Below are 17,885 nucleotides of genomic sequence, written 5' to 3'. Positions count from 1 at the left end.
AAACCAACTTTAAATTAAGCCCAAAACCCGCAATCTTGGAACCGGTGTTGTAAGCTTGTTTTTTATAAAGTTTCAGTTATTTTTTCGTATTCGGTTGAGTTTAGTAAATAATTATAATTACCATCAATTTTTAGGATGTTTAAGTTTTTTACTTTTCTTTTACCTCTTAGAATTATAACTTTTTGTGCGTTTTGTCTTTCACACCAATCAAACAGAGTTTTTTTTAAAGTATTTTTATTATCCCAAACATAAACTTGACCAAATGACTTTTCTATTATTCCAATTTCGTCAAATTCAGATTCTTTGTTACTAAAATATTCTTTGCTACATTTCAAGATTAAATCACCATTTTCAACTTCTTCTTTTATATAAACTAAATCACCATATTTATCTTCATCAGCCATTAAATATAAACCATAAAAAACAAAGCCAATTATTAAGGTAATTGATATTAGTGTGATTCCAACAAAGGTTTTCTTTTTTGCACTCATTTTTTAAACTTGCTTACAACGGCTGTTAGCAGTTGCCATTTTATTCGTTTAGCCGATTTTCTATATCCATTTGTTGATGGAGAATTCGGATAATCTCTAACTCACTTTGTTTTTCGTTGATTTTGTAGAAAATAAAATGGGATTTGACCTGAGAACGAAAATAATCTTTTCTGACGTGGCTAGAATCAGAACCAGAATTTGGTTTTTGACATAGATATTCTATTTCATCAAAAATCAAATTCAAATACCTGTCAGCTTGTTCTGCAGACCAAGTTTCAATTGTATAAAGCCAAATTTTTTCAAGATCATTTGATGCTTCTTTACTTATTTTGTAAATCATTTACTCAAATGTTTGTTATGTAAATCTTTTAAAAAAGTATCTCTGTTAAAATCTTTTACAAATCCGGATTTTTCTCCTTTTTTAAGTTCTTTGATAAGTTCAGCTTTTTTTGATTCTTCTTGCTCAAACATTCTTAATGCAGTTCTTACAACTTCGCTTGCTGAAGAATACCGACCACTTCTTAATTGCTGATTAATAAAATCATCAAAATAATCTCCTAATAGTATTGATGTGTTTTTTGCCATGACAAATAAATTTAAAAAACAAATATACCAAGTTTTGGTATAATATCAAATTTTACGGAGATTTTTTTATGGTTACTGCTAACGTTTTGCAGATTGGCGATGGGCGGGCTTTTCAGCACAAAAGTTATTTCGGAGAACAGAACTTTCGGCTACCTCAAAACTGTCAAGCGGAGACGAAATCCCGCCTATTGCCAATGTGCTGTTAGCAGCTGTGCCTTCTGTCCGTGTTAGATTATACGTCATTTCGTTTATTGATAATTGGGTCAATTGTTATTTCTGTCTTGTTACCGATGAGTCCGATTTTTAATAGAAAGTTTATGACAATAAATATAGGAAAAAGTATAATCGATACACAACCAAATTTACTACCAACATATTTAAAGGGTGGTTTAGTTTTGTCTTTGTCTGCATAGGTCAGAGATTTGTAAAAACTGTCGCCAAGATAATAGTCAACTGAAATCCAACCTTTATAAATTGGTGTGTCAAGTATTTCGTCAATTGTGTTAAGATTTTCTTGCGTAAAAGTTCCATATTTATTGCAGTCAACAGCACAAGTTTCACCACTCCAACCTTGACATTCGTCACTTGAATATTGACAGTCTGTTAAAAGCAAACCAGTGTCTCCAAGTCCGTAAAACCAAATTTTAGTTTTATTCGTCAAGCTATTAACAATAATAAAAACTTCGTCAGCTTTATTTTCAATTTCAAAATAGTCTTGGTCGGCAAATTTCATTAGAATATAGTCTAACCAATTTGATATTTGTTGTCCGTTAAAAACTACTCTGTCCATTTGTTTAAATTGTCTGTTTGTGTCGTGGTGGCATTGCTGCTAACGTTTGGCGTGTATTAGAAGTAGCGGATTGAAAAGCACTTCACTTTCAGTTTGGCACTGACTTTTATTAAAAGCACTGACGTTTGATTTAGCACTGAACCCGCTATTTCTTATACACGCTGTTAGCGGCTGTGATTTTCGTTCCAATCTATTAACGTGATTTTATTGTCCTTAATTATCATTACCGAAACCTCTCGGTCTAAAGCTGTTCCGTAATGGTCCATATTAATCAAAGTATATGTTCCATAAGTTTTGGTTATTGGGTCGTGTGTGTATTTATCTTTATTGAATAATGGGTTTACAATTTGTATTTCCTTTCCATCAATTTCTGCTAAAAATGTACTTTCATTAAAGTTCGCAAGGAATAATCTTCGATTTTCGATTTCGAAAGTAGAAAATAGTTGAATTCCGGAAAGGTCTAATTCTTTCGAGTATTCATTTGATTTATCTTGATAACCTAAACTTCCTTGTTTAATTCTGAGCTGATTGCTTTTTGCTTTAGTCAACTTTTTCGGGTCGTCAATTACTTTAATTTCTGATGTTCCCATCATATGACCTAAATGTGCAAGAATTTGGTACTGTCCATTTTTTTTGATTACCGTATTTGCACAAGTTGATTCTGTAAAAAATGTTTCTTTGCTTTGTCTGTCGAAAAAGTAAATAGTCCCTCCAAATTCGCCACTACACTTTCGGTAAACTATAAACTTGTCATCAGATAGCAAAATTGATTGTTCATCTACTGGAATTTTTATCTCTGCACTTTCCCATTTAGCTCCATTCCATTGGTGTAAACAGCTAAATAAAATTGATTTGGATTTAGCATATAATTTTCCGTCAATAACCCAATGATATTTAAATTTTTTACTGTTTAGTTCGTTCTCAAGTTGTTTATTTCTTGAGTAGTCCTTTAGATTATGGCAAAGAAATTTACCATTACCAAATAAGGATATAAGGTTTTCATCATAAATGACAGAAAATGATTTAGGAAAATTTATATAATTTTCATCCCAATCGTCAAAGTCATCTGTAAAATATGGATTTTTAAGTACGAGTGTGTCAACCTTAAAGTTGATAGGGTTTTTACTTATCGAAACATTAAAATCCTTTGATTTGTATAGTGAGTTTTCGCTAATACTATCTCGTGGAGTTACTTCAAACCCCACAAAATTGTTATTCCTAAAATGTTCAATAAGTTTGTCGAAGTTTTGGGCATTCGATTGCGAAAAAATCACAAGGCTTAATAATATGTACAGGTGTTTTTTCATCATTGCCGCTAACGTTTTGCTGCTACCCGAAGGTGGCGATTTCGAAGCGATTCACTGTCAACCAAGCACAAAGCTTGATTTAACCACTGAACCGCCACTTTTGGGTAGGTGCTGTTGGGCACAGTATTTATTTGCATTTTTGTATTTTGTTGTCTCTGATTGAGTCAAATTCTCTCTCGTATTTAAAATCAAATCTTTCCATTAAGTCACCATAAGTCGAAACATAAAATTCGCTATAAGTGTAAAGGTTGTCTTGATTAGATACTTCTCCGTTTTCGTCAATCATTTTCCCCATGCTTCCTGTTCTTCCCCAATGGAAAACCCCAAGTTTGTCTCTTGGTGGCTCGTTCGGATTTTTCTCCAAAGTCCATTCTTCATTAAAATCTCGCACGTCCATTTTTGGCAATTCGGTTCGGTTGCCATTTTTGTCAATCAAATAATAAGTATGGTCTATAAACCCATATTTCTGTTCCTTTTCAAGAATTAGAATTCCGTCATTTGGTATGTTATACACCAGACCTTCATCGCTTTTCTCAAGCTTTATCCCGCATTCTTTTTTATAAACAATATTTACTCGTCCACGATAATTTTCAGGGATTAAAAAAATTTCTGGCCCAACTGAATTTACTGCTCTCCAAATTGGCCAGAAAGCTACAATTCCAATGATGAAAAGTCCGATTGGAATAAGACGTTGTTTCCAAGACTTTTTTAGAGAAGTCAAAATCAAGATTAGTCCAACGATAAAAATTGGTAATCCGATTATTGCAAAAAACGCAGCGAAAGTCAATCCGAATGCTCCAATTGCTAGTAGAATTAGTCCACCGTAGTATAATATGTTACTTATCTTCTCGGTCATTCTAATATTGTGCCCAACGTTTCGCAGCTTGCAGAAGTGGCGGATTAAGGAAGCCTAAACTTTCGGTTAAACACTGACTTTGCAAGTACAAAACCAACTTTAAATTAAACACTAAACCCGCCATTTCTGCAAACTGCTGTTACCTGCTGTTTTTATTTCTTATAATAATAACGTGTATAATTTAAGTTATTTTTCCAAGAAATTATTATTTCAGTTTCTGTTATTTTGTTAATAATACCTACTTCAACTTTATCTTTGTCAATCATAGTAATTATATTTTCTTTAATTGTAAAAGTTTTAAATTTTGATTTAGAATTTCTCCGATATTTTTCTTTTTTAACTTCAAAAATAAATGGTTCGGTTAACTTCATTGCATTCACGTGTTCATTAAATTTATAAATTCCCTCGTAAGCTTTCCATAACCCTTGCATATTTATTAATTTAATTTCACTTTTTTGAATTGAAGAACTTTGATCAAATTCTTCCCAATTTATATTCTTTTCTTTTATTTCTTTTGTTACTCCAACTTTTTCAGTTTGTCCAAATGCAAGATTAAAATTTATCAAAATAAAAAAGAAGACAATTTTCATTATTGTTTTTGCGTATAAAGATTTTTTTTGTTTTTTCAACATATTGGTTTTTTAATTTATTATATTTTTTATTTTCGTTTTTTTTCAAAATAGCAGGTAACGTTTGGCGGCTTGGCGAAGGTGGCGCTTTCACCACAAAACTCCCAAACACCGCTTAAAGCCCGAAATTAGCACTTAATTTTTATTTGAAAGCACAGGCGCGCCACTTTTGCCAAGGCGCTGTTAGTGGCTGGCGTTGTTTGTCATCATCTCCTCAATTCTAAAAGCATATTCTTTGCATTTCCATTATTTGGATTTAATTCTAAACTTTTCTCATAGTGTTTAATAGCCAAAATCTTGTCGCCTTTGTTCATATACGCTTCTCCTAAACTATCAAAAGCATTTGCAGATTTTGGAAATGCAAAAGTATTCATAATGAAAAGGTTTATTGCTTTTTCGTAATTTTTTTGCGACAAAAAATCGTAACCTTTTGCGTTTAAAATGTATTCTAAAATATTTTTGTTAGCAGTTCTTTTTTTATAACTTTCTTTACCAACTTCAATTCCTTTATTCAAAATTATTTCAATTATATTTTGAGAATATTTTTGATTGGCTTGATTGTCAGCAATAGGTATTATAGGGTTATAATTTTTTTCAAAAATCATTTTAGACAACTCAAAGTTTAATCTGTCAAAGTTCGTTTGATGCGACTTATTTGAAAGCATAATTAAAGTAATATTCTCGTCAATATATCTTATAAAGTCCCCATAAAAAATATTGTTTCCTCCGTTGTGCCAAACTCGGTTTGTTTTTCTGTCTGTCTGTGAAACGTCCCAACCATATGCGTATATAGCGTTATAATTTTCTTCTGTTCTTATTTTTGGATGGTATAATTTGTTTTTCGCTTCTTTTGACAATATATTTTCTCCTAGCAGTGCCTTATGCCATTTATACATATCTTCTGTTGTTGAAAGTACTCCACCATTAGCCGTAAGATGCCAATATGGTGCGGTTTTATCCCATTCTTTATCTGTTGGTTTGCCCCATATTTTATCGTCTTTATAATATCCGATGGCTATTTTGGATTTGTCAAACATTGGTCTTGAATATCCTGTCATTTCCATTTGTGCAGGTTTCCAAAGGTTTTCATATAAATAGGTTTCATAAGTTTTGCCTGATGTTTTTTCTATAATCATTCCTAATAAACTATATCCAATATTTGAATAGGAAAACTCTTTCCCAACTTCAAATAGCAATTTGGAATTCATAACCTTATCAAGAAATTCCGCTTGACTTATTTTGTCATAATCTTTGCCTACGTTACTTTGTAGTCCTGATTGATGACGAAGCAAATCGTGTATTGTTATACTACTTTTATCAATTGGAACATTATCGAAATACTTAATGATTTTATCGTCAGTAGAAAGTTTTCCCTGCATTTCCAATTTTAGTATTGCAGTAGCAGTAAATTGTTTTGTAATAGAACCAATGCACAAAACGGTGTTAGGGTCATTCTTAATTGACTTTGCCCTATCACTAAAACCATAACCTTTTGATATTACTTTAATCCCGTTTATTTCAACGAGGACACTACCCGAAAACCCAACTTTTTCAAGTTCGGTTAAGTAGGTTTCAATTCGTTTGGTTATTTGAGTTGAGTTTTTTTGTTGTCCAAATAATGTTGTATACAAACACAAAATCATCATTAGTGACAGTATTGAATTTTTCATATTTTGTTAATTTCTATTAATTTTAGGTATTTTGTTTTTGCATTACAGCGGTTTGCGTGTATGAGAAGTAGCGGATTAAAAAGCACTTCACTTTCAGTTTTGCACAAAGATAAATAAAAGCACAGACCTTTGATTTACCACTTCACCCGCTATTTCTCATACACGCTGTTAGGTGCTGGCGTTCTGGTCTTTATATTCTTCCACCTGCTCTAACAGTTCCATAGATTTCATTAATGGTGTCCATTCTTTTCCACTAAAAATAAGTTGAAACCATTTCTTATTTCTGTTCTCATATTTAATGTTGAAGAATAGCCAAATAGCAATTACAGTAAATGAAAGTGTAAAAAACAAGGTCATTATCCATTGCAAAATACCCCAATCTGTTAGCATAGTTTCGTTCCACCAGAAAGTTGTCCAAACAGGAAGTTGAAGAAAGAGAAGACGAGTTACCCAAAGCGTTGATATTTTTAGGCTTGACAATTTCTCTTGTGTCCTAATAATCGGTTCTGTTATATCTATTTGGTAGATAGTGATAAGCTGATAAAGGTAAATATATAATGAAATGGCGGTCAGCCCTACTTGTATTGAAGCCGAAAACAGAAAGAACTTATTCGCTTCATTAAATGAGTTTAAATAAATTGAGCTCAAAGCAATTCCTCCAATACCAACCCATAAAATACCAACCAATAGAGCGAAAAATTTAATTGGTTTCATTGAGCCTAAAAGGCTATAAACCTTCATATGGGTTATCTCTTCGGTGTTTTTCTTATCAATTACAAAGCTCTTTTCCAATTTGTCATTGGTAGATTGCCAAAGTTTTTTTATTTCTAGTTCGTCCATTGCTTTAAGATTTTAATTGTGCAAATCGTGTCTTTAATTTCTCTTTGATGCGACCTACTTTAGTTCCTACATTGCTTATTGACATTCCCAATATTTCAGCAATTTCAGTATGACTTTTGTCTTCTAAATACAATATCATCAATGCTTTGTCTATCTCTTTTAGTTCGCTAATAAATTGTTCCAATAAGTTCAATTGTTTTTCGTTTTCCGATTTGTCTTCGACTGGGATTTCCATCATTTGCTCATTCAAATCAGTAAATTTCTTTGTTCTTGTTGAATTTTTTCGATAATATGAGATAGCAACATTTAGTGAAATACGATACAACCAAGTTGTAATTTTATACTGGTCATTGTATTTGTGAACGGACTGCCAAATCTGAATCATCATTTCCTGTATTAGGTCTTGTCGGTCTGCTTCGTCTGGGCAGTATGTGCGGGCAACCTTGAACAAAATACCTTTGTGTTGTTCAATAATACTTTCAAAAATATGTCGTTGCTCTTGTTTGTTCATTACAATTTTGAAAACCAATCTTTGATAAAAATAAAAGACTGTGCGTTATGTCTTACACCATTATGCGAAGCCTTGTCAATCATATGAAACGCTCCATTGCTGTTTTTTAAAATGGCTTCTTTGGTTGCTACTGACGAAAAAGCTTCGTCTTCGCTTCCCATTAATACAAGTAATGGTTTGTTTATCGCGTTTAATCCCGCCACATAATCATCAGGCGTCATACTTTTATTGGCTCGATAGCTATATTTCCTCAAAGGAACAGCTTCTGGTAAATTAAAGAACAGTACGGGCAAACTGTCAGATTCGTGATTGTCAATTTCATTGAGCATAGTCAAACCAATTATTCGCTCAATATGGATTTTCATAAATGGTTCTTCGGTTATGTTTTCGTTGGCTTGGGTTTGCAGAAAGGCAGGTGAGTTGTGTCCGATTAGAGGTGCAAAGAGTAAAAAGCCATCAGGTTGTTCATATTGCTTTTCCATTGCATAACGCAAAGCTATACCGCCACCCATAGAATGACCTGCAATGATGATTTTACCATTGGGTTTCTCTTTTCGGATTTCTTTAATGATGTCTGCCAAATCATCTACATATTGATTAATGTAATCAACATCACCACTGTTTCCTTCGGATTGTCCGTGACCCCTTAAATCAATAGCGTAAACTTCTGCTTGTGTCGCTTCTTGTAGTAATCCTGCCGTTTTGTTATACATATAAGCATTGCTACCAACACCGTGAATAAGAATTATCGTATTGTCAGATTGTTTTGCAAACCTATAAGCAAAGATTCTTTTATCGTCACGAACATTAAAAAATCGATTTTCCGATTTGTAAACCTGTTCAAATCCCATATCTGCAATAAATGCTGGGTCTGGCTCAGTCTGTTGGTCTGAAGGTTTGAATGTCGGCTCAGGTGTATGCACAAGTTTGGTAGCTTCAGTTGTCAAACTGTCTTTGTTGCCACCAAAATACAAATCCAACATACTTTGAGCGGCAACAGAAGTACTTCCTAAAAAAAGGAAGGTTAGAAAAGCATAAATTTTTAAATTCTTCATTTTGCGATTTTTTAAGTGAAACTTGTTCAATCAATTATTCGCAAGTCCTTTCAAAAAATCACAGTTTTCAAAAATCTTTTTTTTATTGCTTCTATTTGTCGGATAGGATTGTTCGATTATTTCTAGCTTGTTTTCATTGGCACGGTCGTCTTTTACGCTTGCACCTAACGGTTCTCAGCTATACGCAGGCAGGGTTTTTAACCACTGAACTTCCTGCGAAGAACTGAACTTTAAATTTACCACTTTCCTGTCCTACGATGCACGAAACCCCTGCTTGCATATAGGTGATGTTATAGCACGTAATTCTCACTTTTTAAATTTTGAGTTCCTGAAAACTTTTAATAGCTCATCTCTATCTTTGTCATTGTTGTAGTTAATATTTACGCCAAAGTCAAAACCATTTATTAGTCTACTAAACATTATTTGTTTTAGAATAACTTCGCCTTTTGGACTGTAAATCCTAAAACTATATGTCTGAAATTCTAGTCCGTCAATTTTTTCAACTGTCGTAGCAGAAGAGTCAGTTTTTATTCCTTGGTTTAAATATGTTGTATATATAATTTCTTTAAGTGCTGCGTTGTTTTCTTCCCATTCTCCTTCATATTCAAGTTCAAATGGTTCTGAAGTTGATTGAAATATATTGAATTGATTTTTCTGAAATGATATTAGGTTTTTTAGACCGCTGTAGTCAACTTGTCCATCTATTGTTTCTTCTATTGCTTTAAGACCTTTTTCATTCGTTTCCTTGGTTTTTTCCTTGTCAATAACCGTCCAACCCTTTGGTATTTCAATTGTCCAACCAATTTCTTGACTTGTGTAGATGTTTCCTTCAACTTTTCCTTCGTCAATGTTATTATTAGGGTCAACTTGTCCGCAAGAGGTCAATGAAAGTGAGATTCCCACAATAATTGTAAAAAGTAATTTTTTCATTCGTTTAGTTTTAAAGTTTACTGTTCGTTGTGTCGTGTTTTATTATGTGCCATAACGTTTCCGGGCTTAGCGAAGGTGGCGATTTTTACCACAAAATGCGATGCGGAGAACCAAACTTTGATTAACAACAAAACTGTCTGCGGAGTACAGAACCGCCACTTTTGCCAAGCATCTATATATGTGTAGTGCTTTAGTCACAACAAGCACTTAAATTATATAATTCTGTAACTTCGGATGGTGTTACAACTCTGTTATAAATTATTATGTCATCAATTAAACCATCATAGAATTTTCCAATAAATAAATCACCTTGATTCAAAATTGGGCAACTGTATGACCCAATTCCACTTGAAACTAGAATGCCATTTACATACATTTGATTGTTTGTGTTATTTGAAGATATTACCACATGTTGCCAATTTGTATTTACTATTCCGGTATTAGACAAACCTCCATTTGGTAAGTTTGTAATTAAAAAACCATTTGAAAAACCTATCGACCATTCACCGCGTGAAGTATTAGTACAAGAAAGTTGATCATCTCTAGAAATAAACACTCCATAACCATATATGTTATTTTGATTATTAGATTTATACCAAAAAGAAACTGAAAGATTGTTTGCAGGTAAATTGTTTAGAAAAGTTGGATCCGTATATTTTAAAAACTCATTATTAGAGTGATTAAATTGATATGCACAATTTGGATTTCCAGCTCTATCTATTCCTGAAGTTGCTGACGTTGGATTTGTCAAATTATAATTATTCCCTGATGAATCGTTTAATGAGCCATTTCCAAAAGAATAAAATGCAACTACTCCATTTTGTAAATTAGTTGGTAAACAGTTAAGGTTTTGGACAACATTTTCTTCATTTGTTTTTTCGCAACGAATAGATATGAATACTAATATTACAAATCCTATTTTATACAACTTTTTCATATAATAATATTTTTTAATTAGACATGTTGTTAATCATTTAGTTGCTTTTGAAATGCTTTTATGTCATTATTTAGCATTACACACAACGTTCCCAGGCTTTACGACTGTTGCGGACTAAGGAAGCCGAAACTTTCGGTTTTGCACTAGCATCAAAGATACAAAACAAACTTTAAATTAAGCCCAAAACCCGCAATAGCGTAACCTGTGCTATGTGCTGTTTTTCTTTTCATTTCAGTAGTTCTGATTTGATATAATTAATTGCATCTTCATATTCATTTTTTGCCCAATAACCTATTTCAATATGCTTGCAGTCACTCCATAATACTATTACTTCACATAGTGGGTCAAGCTGAATACCAAATGGGAATTGGTCGCTTTTGAATTCAGCATAGCTGTCTTCTAATTGAAAATTCACACGCTTGTAAAACACAAGGTTATTGAAAATTTCAGGTAAATTCTCTTTAATTTTTGAATAAATTTCCTTTCCAAAACCCAAATAACGCTTTTCAAATTCGTCAAATGTTTCAATAACAAAATCCTCTCTTGGTTGTAGCAAATTTATTTCCATTCGTCTCGTAAATTTCTCCATTCTTTCCAAAACGTCAAGTAACCTTTTTTGTCAAAATCGTCAGTTGGAATTGTCTTTGGAATACTCGTTTTATAAAAGTTCTCAACTTGGTCTGCGAATTCCAAAACTATTTTTTTGTATTGTTCTTTGTCAATTATTGCTACTTGTCCGCTGTCTGAGAGATGTTTGATTTTATTGTCGTCTGTGTGTATAATTGTCCAATCAATACCACTTGGGCAACCACAAATATTTACAAAATTATTGTCATCGTCTGCAATTATAAAATGTCCGCAACAAGGAAGTAATTGGCTTACATAGTCGTCCTTTTTATAGTTGTCTTTAAGTGTCCGCATTAAATATAAACCAGTCGCACTTACTGTTACGTCTAAACTGTCTTTGTCAGCAATAACTTCGTCTCCGATTTTTACAAAGACGTGTCCGTGAGCATAAAGGTCTGTCGGGTCGTCAACGTCCTTTATCCAATGAAGGTCTAATATTTTTATGTCAAAATTGTTGTCGGTCATTGTTTGCTGTCGGTCGTCCTAAAATAGCACATAACGTTTTGCAGCTTGCAGAAGTGGCGGATTAAGGAAGCCTAAACTTTCGGTTTAACACTGACTTTGCAAGTACAAAACCAACTTTAAATTAAGCCTAAAACCCGCCATTTTTGCAAACTGCTGTTAGCTACAGTAATTTTTCTAATTCTTTATTAACACCATTCTTTTTATCATTATTAATCATGCTTTCATAGGATGTAATTATTCCATCTTTGTCTAAATATAGATTTAATGGATAGCTATTATTATTTAATTTATCTATTTCACTTTGAGCGTCAATAATATGATTAAAGTCAAATTGGTTTTTTGATAAAAACTTATTAACTACTTCTTTACTATTAAATGTCACAGCTAAAAAATTAACTCTATCACCATAATTTTTCTTAATTCTATTTAGTTCAGGTATCTCTTCTATACATGGTTTACAATTTACGAACCAAAGGTTAACCATTGTTGGTTTTCCATTTAATGAATTTAAATTAATTTTATTTCCCGCTAGGTCAATTAGGCTTTCAAAAGGCAATTTTTTCCCTATAAATTTATCTATCTCAGCATAAGGATTTTCTTCTTTTACAGTTGTATTAAATAACTTAATTATTGAATCATTTCTTTCGATTGAAGATAAAATCACTTCTTTTATTTCGCCTCTTTCAGACATTTTTAATTTTGCTTCTTGATATTCTTGTGCCGTAAAAACTTTCCCATTAGGTGCTTGGTAATATGTTTCTTTTTTATTATTACACGAAAATACTAATAATGTAGATGTTATAATTAACGATAATTTTTTCATTTTTAATTTCTCCTTTAGTTTGTTATTATTGTAGCTAACGTTTTTGGGCTTGGCGAAGGTGGGGTTTAGAAAGTACTAAAGTTCAAATTTAGTACAAAAGCTAATAGAAAGTACAAATGTTCAGCCTTGTACTAAAGCCCCACTTTTGCCATGTTAGTGGCAGTTAATTTTTTAACGGATTTATTGTCTTTTCAAAATCTATTGGCAAAAGTTCTAATGTCTTGTGAACTGCTTCGTCTATGTTTTTAGTTTTAAATGAGTTGTTTTTTTGTAAGTTGTCCAAAGTTATTCCGATTTCAAAGGTGTCTTTGTTGCAATAAATTATAGGTGATTTAAAATTATCATTTGGAAGTTCAAGAATATTGCTAAACCATAAATTGTCGTGACTGAAAAATGGAAATAAATAAGAAAGCTTATTTTTTAATTCTAAAAATAATTCTGCGTTAAAAAGTGTTTGTTCTTTAATTATACTTTTATATTCGTTTGTCCACCTTTTTTCTAAAACTTCGTCAATAGTTAATGTCAATAAGTTTGAATACTTTTCTGAAATGCGAAACTCATTATTTCCGTCTTTAAGTTGTCTAACGGTTTTGTTTTTTGAAAGCCAACCGTCAATAATGAAAGCGATTTCTGCTAAATTGTCTATTGTAATTTGTCCTGCTATTATTTCTCTGTCCACTAATTGAAGGTGCATTTGTTCACTATCTTCAAAACAGCAAACATCAATATTTCGGTTGTCAATTTCTGCAAATGCCCAACTGTCAAAATTCATTCTAATTGTAGTGTCCTTAATTGTAAGAAGTTTGACTGGTGAATTTATTTTGTCAAGTTCAGATTGAAGTTTTGTTGTCAAACCTATTATCATTTCGGGTCGTTTATTTAATTGCCACTAACGTTTTGCATATTTATGAAGTGGCGGCTTTTGAAAACCGATGTTTCTTTTTAGCACTTAACTTTCTTTGATGCACAAAAGCTTCTTTTTAGCACTAAACCCGCCATTTCATAAATATGCTGTTAGCCACAGTTTTTATTTTCGGTTAATTCATTTTTCAAGTTGTATGTTACCAAGTTGTTTGTCGTTAAATAGAGACTTGTCATTTTGAGAAACTTCCTTGCTTCCTTTAAATATCCTTGGTCAAAATTCTTACTCTCAACGGTTTCTAAATTACTGTTTGCTCTTATAATAAATCGTCCAGTTCCTTCGAACAGTTTACTCACAAATAGTGTCCCGACCATAGAAACATAGGAAACGAACTCATATTGAATATGGTTTCTTTTCAAATATTCTATTGGCAATTTTTCATTCATACTTTGAAAGTGCGAAATTATTCCTAGATCTTTCAAGTATTTTTCTTTCTCAATTACAAACCAGTCATCAACTACTTTTCCATTCAGATTTGCTTCGAGTTCGTAATATCCAATAGGTTCTAAATTGTCAAGCCAGTTTTGGCTTTCAACATAAAGTCCAATTCTTGTTCGAATGATAGAGCCTCCGTGCCGTCTGTCAATGTGATATTCGAATTTGTCGAATACAGGTTTAATTTCATTCTGCTCGAAGCCACACAAAAAGTCCTTGTCGTCTGAGTTGTCAGACAGTATTTTGTCGAGAGTGTCAAACGCAGTCTTTTTCAAGTCAAACGTTTTAACTCTTTCTGTCAATAATATTTCAAGTTCTTGGTCTGTCATAAAATTGTTGCTAACGTTTTGGCGCTACAAGCAGGCTGGGATTAAGAAAGCCTAAACTTTCGGTTAATGACTAATTTTTCAAATACAAAATCATCATCAAATTAAGCCAAATGCCCAGCTTGTTTGTAGCGTGTGTTGGCAGGCGTTTATTTCTTTTTTGCGATTTCCCTTACTTTTGGATTGACAAAATTAGGGTCTATTTCATCGGTTTTTTTTATGTATTTTGCTAAGCTATCTTTTTGCATTATATAAGCATATGAACCTGCTAATTGTCCTAATGCTCTTCCATTTTTCGGTTCAATTTTTATTGCTTTTTTTAAGTTTTCAATTGTTAGGTTTAAGTACTTAATATCTTTTGTTTTAAAAAATATTTGTACGTAACTAGTTGATATACATTCGTAAACTTTAGCATTGTTTGGTTCTAATTCGATTGATTTCTGTAAATATTTGACAGATTTTTCGAATTCGTTTTTTCTACCTAATAAGTTTCCAAAACCCCAATAGACTTGTGGATTTGTTTTATCTAAAAGCCAAGCCTGATTAAATCGTTTCATAGATGTATCATTATCATCTTTATAGAAATATTCCCAACCTTTAGATACATAGTATTCAGATGCTTTTTTTCTGTCTTTGAATTGTTTTTCTGATTCTAGAATAAATTCATCATCTAATTCAATTTGTTGTTCACATTTCTTTACTTCTCCATACATTGGTAGTAAATTTATTCCTTCGGGACAATCTGTTTGTGATTTGCAACTTAGTTGACTTAAGATAATTAAAAATAATATTTTCTTCATTCTATTTTAGATATTGGTTTCTCCTTCGGTTTTTTTAAATGTATGCCAACGTTCTCAGGCTTTGCGAGGTTGCGGACTAAACAAGCCCAAAACTTTCGATTAAACACTGAACTCAAAGATACAAAACCAACTTTAAATTAAGCCCAAAACCCGCAATCTTGCAAACCTGTGTTGGCAATAGGCTTTCTTCTATTGCTTTAAAAATCTATTGTCATTCATATTATATTCGTTTTCATAAGTTCCTATTTTTTTTAAGTAATAATATCTTAATCTCTCCGAACAAGTTTTATAGTTGTCATGTCCTGTCACAGAATATTTCAACATTTTTATTGGTTTAAAGTCGTCGTCCTTGTCAAACTTAAATCCTTTTCCAACATATTCAATTCTACCTTTCGGATAGTCTTTGTATTCGTTAAATACTTTATTTATTAACAATCCTGCAATAATATCTTTTCCGTTTTTTGAATAAAATAGTGTGTCAATAATTATTTCTTGATACTCAACATTTTTTGGTAAATCAATTGCCCAATCTCTTTCAATTGTATCATTATAATTTTGTCCGTTAAAATATCTTAGAGCTAATTCGGCTGGTCTTTCAACAGTTTTCAAATTTATTAAACTATCAATCAATTTCTCTATTTTCAATTTATCACGATTATAAATATTTGGGTCAACTTTTACATTGTAAAGAAACTCTTTTGGTGTTGTCGTTTCAGTCAGTTCTAGTGAATATTCTTTTGTCAAATGAGTCAATGACATAACTGCTAATGGACAACTTAAAATTAATAGAAACCAAACACTAATTTTTTTGATGTTTTCCTTAAATGAAGAAAAAATGTATATTAAAGTTGATAAAAATAGAATTATTGAAGTTATCGTAAAAGTGTCAATTACGTTTCCTAATCCAGAACCACCCTGGTCATTAATAATGTGAAAAATCGAAATTAAAATTCCGAATGCTAAAATTCCACATAAAACTTTAATTCCGTGTTCTTTCATTTATAAAGTTCTGTTTTAAGCTTGTTGCCAACGTTCTGCGGCTTGCTCTCAGTGGCGTTACACCAGCACCAAGCCATTACAAATATAACAAAACATTCCATTCAGCAGCGGATTTTCCGTAGGAAAATCCGGAAGTAGCCATTGAAGCAAACCGCTGTTACAAACAGTTTTTAAAAATTATATCCAAAAGAAAGTCTAAATAAGGTGTTTGTCAAAAAATGTTTTTCACCATATTCATCTTCATATTCAAATAGTTTTGAAAATCCTTTATATGTACCTAATTCAATAAAATATTGATCAAAATTAATTCCACAGCCTAAATTTAAGCCCAAGTCGATTTCAGATTTAACGTTGCCGTAATCTGAACTCATTTTTTTTGTGTCAATTAAATAACCAATTTGTGGACCTGTTAATAAGTAAAATTTATTACCAAATTTAAAATCAAGAGGGACATTTATATAATTCAATTTGTAATCTAAATTTGTTAAATTAAAGATTGAATTTTCGGCTGTTTTCTTTCTATCTCCCTGTTGAGAAAACATTAATTTGGGTCTAAAACTAATTTTCTCATTTATATCTATTTGATAAAGTATACCAATATGAAACGAAATTGAGTTTTCTGACATTAGACCTTCATAATTTCCTTTAGTCAAAAAGTTATAATTTAATCCAGTAAAAGCACCAAATTTCTTTTGAGAAAAAGAAAAAGATGTACAAAATAATAGAAGTAATAAATATTTTTTCATATAATTTAATTTCTTCTAGACATTGTATAAATCACAATATCAGCGATATCATCATCATTGACATCTTGATTTGATATTTTGTATTTTAAAGTAGTAGAATTAAGTTCTACTATTTCAGCAGTAACTGAACCCAAACCATAAGTTATTGTTAGATTATTGTTGTTGATTGACCAATTTGCTATTGTTGATTCAACTTGAATACATGATGTACCAGACGGATTGTCAAATTCTATATGCTCATAAGTACCATTATTTGAGTAAATTTGATACTCTTCAAATTGACATGTCTCTTCAAAACCAGAATCCACACCATTAATATTGCGCTCAACATAATCCCATTCTCCAACAATTAAAGAATTATTTGTACCAGAATCGTCAGAAGAGCAGGAAAAAAATGTTGTTAGTAAAAATAAAAAAAAAAATTTTTTTCATAAAGTTTGGTTTAAAATTGTTTGTAACGTTCCACGGCTTTGCTAAGTTGCGGACTAAAAAAGCCAAATCTTTCGGTTAAACACTGAACTTAATGATACAAAACCAACTTCCAATTCAGCCCGAACCCCGCAATTTTGCAAAACCGATGTTAACCACTGCAATTTTTAATTCCAAAGTAAATGTAGGAAAAAAATCTGTTTCATTATTTTCTTAGTCAGCTTTTTAATAAAAATCGGCCGGCTCGGATTTCTGTCCGCAACGTTTTGTCCGCTCGTTGGTTTGTCCAAGTCATCAATAAGTTCAGTGAATTGTCCGCCCTGATTTTTGTCCGCATCAAAAGTTCCGACAAAATGGTTCAGTTTTGCCATTAAATTCAAAATAAAAAAAACGTGAAAATTTTTGCCGAAAGTTTTTTAATAATCAACTAAAAGTGAACCATTTTTTCTGAACTCTTCATCGTCAATTTTGGTTGAGCGGTTTGCTGAGTTCATTGTTGTGGTTAACGGTTTCGGGCTTGGCGAAGGTGGCGATTTTCACCACAAATGTTTATGCGGAGAACCAAACTTTGATTAACCACAAATGCGTCTGCGGAGCACTGAACCGCCACTTTTGCCAAGCATCTATGTAAAAGCATAACTTTGAATTTCCTAAAAACGAAGATTATGCAATTACACGATGCCTTAACTATTCCAAAGATATTCATTGGATT

At 32.0% G+C, this 17,885-nt stretch carries 24 protein-coding genes; all 24 read right to left on the bottom strand.

Features of this window, described 5'->3' with window-relative positions; genetic code table 11:
- Positions 1–62: 62 nt before the first annotated feature.
- A complete protein-coding gene (locus B0I10_RS06045; RefSeq protein ID WP_112085611.1) occupies positions 63–491 on the bottom strand; it encodes a hypothetical protein in 429 nt (142 codons plus the stop codon).
- Positions 492–531: 40 nt separating this feature from the next.
- Complete coding sequence (locus tag B0I10_RS06040; protein WP_112085610.1) at positions 532–831, bottom strand: type II toxin-antitoxin system RelE/ParE family toxin; 300 nt, start codon at positions 829–831, stop codon at positions 532–534.
- Positions 828–1,076 carry a type II toxin-antitoxin system ParD family antitoxin gene (locus B0I10_RS06035; protein WP_112085609.1) on the bottom strand — a complete coding sequence of 83 codons (249 nt, stop codon included), beginning with the start codon at positions 1,074–1,076 and terminating at the stop codon, positions 828–830. The genes B0I10_RS06040 and B0I10_RS06035 overlap by 4 nt, the downstream gene beginning before the upstream one ends.
- A gap of 78 nt (positions 1,077–1,154) precedes the next feature.
- On the bottom strand, positions 1,155–1,319 hold the full coding sequence (locus tag B0I10_RS15640; RefSeq protein ID WP_181456903.1) for a hypothetical protein: 165 nt from the start codon (positions 1,317–1,319) through the stop codon (positions 1,155–1,157).
- A complete protein-coding gene (locus B0I10_RS06030; protein WP_112085608.1) occupies positions 1,309–1,866 on the bottom strand; it encodes a hypothetical protein in 558 nt (185 codons plus the stop codon). The genes B0I10_RS15640 and B0I10_RS06030 overlap by 11 nt, the downstream gene beginning before the upstream one ends.
- Before the next feature lie 164 nt (positions 1,867–2,030).
- Positions 2,031–3,176 carry a hypothetical protein gene (locus tag B0I10_RS06025; RefSeq protein ID WP_112085607.1) on the bottom strand — a complete coding sequence of 382 codons (1,146 nt, stop codon included), beginning with the start codon at positions 3,174–3,176 and terminating at the stop codon, positions 2,031–2,033.
- Positions 3,177–3,300: 124 nt separating this feature from the next.
- The gene (locus B0I10_RS06020; RefSeq protein ID WP_112085606.1) at positions 3,301–4,029 is read right to left on the bottom strand and encodes a DUF6843 domain-containing protein; all 729 of its coding nucleotides are present in this window, start codon (positions 4,027–4,029) and stop codon (positions 3,301–3,303) included.
- A 152-nt stretch (positions 4,030–4,181) separates the two neighbouring features.
- Positions 4,182–4,661 carry a hypothetical protein gene (locus B0I10_RS06015; protein ID WP_146740317.1) on the bottom strand — a complete coding sequence of 160 codons (480 nt, stop codon included), beginning with the start codon at positions 4,659–4,661 and terminating at the stop codon, positions 4,182–4,184.
- A gap of 203 nt (positions 4,662–4,864) precedes the next feature.
- Positions 4,865–6,328, bottom strand: coding sequence for a serine hydrolase (locus B0I10_RS06010; protein WP_112085604.1), 1,464 nt, complete (start codon positions 6,326–6,328; stop codon positions 4,865–4,867).
- Positions 6,329–6,496: 168 nt separating this feature from the next.
- Positions 6,497–7,168 (bottom strand): hypothetical protein, encoded by a 672-nt coding sequence (locus B0I10_RS06005; protein WP_112085603.1) that lies wholly within the window; start codon positions 7,166–7,168, stop codon positions 6,497–6,499.
- 4 nt (positions 7,169–7,172) lie between these two features.
- Positions 7,173–7,679, bottom strand: coding sequence for an RNA polymerase sigma factor (locus tag B0I10_RS06000; RefSeq protein ID WP_112085602.1), 507 nt, complete (start codon positions 7,677–7,679; stop codon positions 7,173–7,175).
- The gene (locus tag B0I10_RS05995; protein WP_146740316.1) at positions 7,679–8,734 is read right to left on the bottom strand and encodes an alpha/beta hydrolase; all 1,056 of its coding nucleotides are present in this window, start codon (positions 8,732–8,734) and stop codon (positions 7,679–7,681) included. The genes B0I10_RS06000 and B0I10_RS05995 overlap by 1 nt, the downstream gene beginning before the upstream one ends.
- 306 nt (positions 8,735–9,040) lie before the next feature.
- Entirely contained in the window at positions 9,041–9,664 is a 624-nt protein-coding gene (locus tag B0I10_RS05990; RefSeq protein WP_112085600.1) for a hypothetical protein, read from the bottom strand.
- Between the two features lie 190 nt (positions 9,665–9,854).
- Entirely contained in the window at positions 9,855–10,601 is a 747-nt protein-coding gene (locus tag B0I10_RS05980; protein WP_112085598.1) for a LamG domain-containing protein, read from the bottom strand.
- 226 nt (positions 10,602–10,827) lie between these two features.
- Complete coding sequence (locus B0I10_RS05975) at positions 10,828–11,169, bottom strand: hypothetical protein (RefSeq protein ID WP_112085597.1); 342 nt, start codon at positions 11,167–11,169, stop codon at positions 10,828–10,830.
- Positions 11,160–11,693: a hypothetical protein gene (locus tag B0I10_RS05970; protein ID WP_112085596.1), complete on the bottom strand. Its 534-nt coding sequence runs from the start codon at positions 11,691–11,693 to the stop codon at positions 11,160–11,162. The genes B0I10_RS05975 and B0I10_RS05970 overlap by 10 nt, the downstream gene beginning before the upstream one ends.
- Positions 11,694–11,853: 160 nt before the next feature.
- On the bottom strand, positions 11,854–12,516 hold the full coding sequence (locus tag B0I10_RS05965; protein WP_112085595.1) for a TlpA family protein disulfide reductase: 663 nt from the start codon (positions 12,514–12,516) through the stop codon (positions 11,854–11,856).
- A gap of 163 nt (positions 12,517–12,679) precedes the next feature.
- Positions 12,680–13,369, bottom strand: coding sequence for a hypothetical protein (locus B0I10_RS05960; RefSeq protein ID WP_220086191.1), 690 nt, complete (start codon positions 13,367–13,369; stop codon positions 12,680–12,682).
- Between the two features lie 161 nt (positions 13,370–13,530).
- Positions 13,531–14,202 carry a hypothetical protein gene (locus B0I10_RS05955; RefSeq protein WP_112085593.1) on the bottom strand — a complete coding sequence of 224 codons (672 nt, stop codon included), beginning with the start codon at positions 14,200–14,202 and terminating at the stop codon, positions 13,531–13,533.
- Positions 14,203–14,348: 146 nt separating this feature from the next.
- On the bottom strand, positions 14,349–14,999 hold the full coding sequence (locus B0I10_RS05950) for a tetratricopeptide repeat protein (RefSeq protein ID WP_112085592.1): 651 nt from the start codon (positions 14,997–14,999) through the stop codon (positions 14,349–14,351).
- Between the two features lie 189 nt (positions 15,000–15,188).
- On the bottom strand, positions 15,189–15,998 hold the full coding sequence (locus B0I10_RS05945; RefSeq protein WP_112085591.1) for a hypothetical protein: 810 nt from the start codon (positions 15,996–15,998) through the stop codon (positions 15,189–15,191).
- Positions 15,999–16,168: 170 nt separating this feature from the next.
- On the bottom strand, positions 16,169–16,744 hold the full coding sequence (locus tag B0I10_RS05940; RefSeq protein WP_112085590.1) for an outer membrane beta-barrel protein: 576 nt from the start codon (positions 16,742–16,744) through the stop codon (positions 16,169–16,171).
- Positions 16,745–16,749: 5 nt separating this feature from the next.
- Complete coding sequence (locus B0I10_RS05935) at positions 16,750–17,094, bottom strand: lipocalin-like domain-containing protein (RefSeq protein ID WP_146740315.1); 345 nt, start codon at positions 17,092–17,094, stop codon at positions 16,750–16,752.
- 246 nt (positions 17,095–17,340) lie between these two features.
- Positions 17,341–17,544: a hypothetical protein gene (locus tag B0I10_RS15745; protein WP_112085588.1), complete on the bottom strand. Its 204-nt coding sequence runs from the start codon at positions 17,542–17,544 to the stop codon at positions 17,341–17,343.
- Positions 17,545–17,885 lie beyond the last annotated feature (341 nt).

The sequence above is a fragment of the Flavobacterium lacus genome (genome assembly GCF_003268815.1).
GTDB lineage: Bacteria > Bacteroidota > Bacteroidia > Flavobacteriales > Flavobacteriaceae > Flavobacterium > Flavobacterium lacus.
Note: the sequence above shows the minus strand (reverse complement) of the source record. Positions and strands in the feature narration are given on the sequence as shown.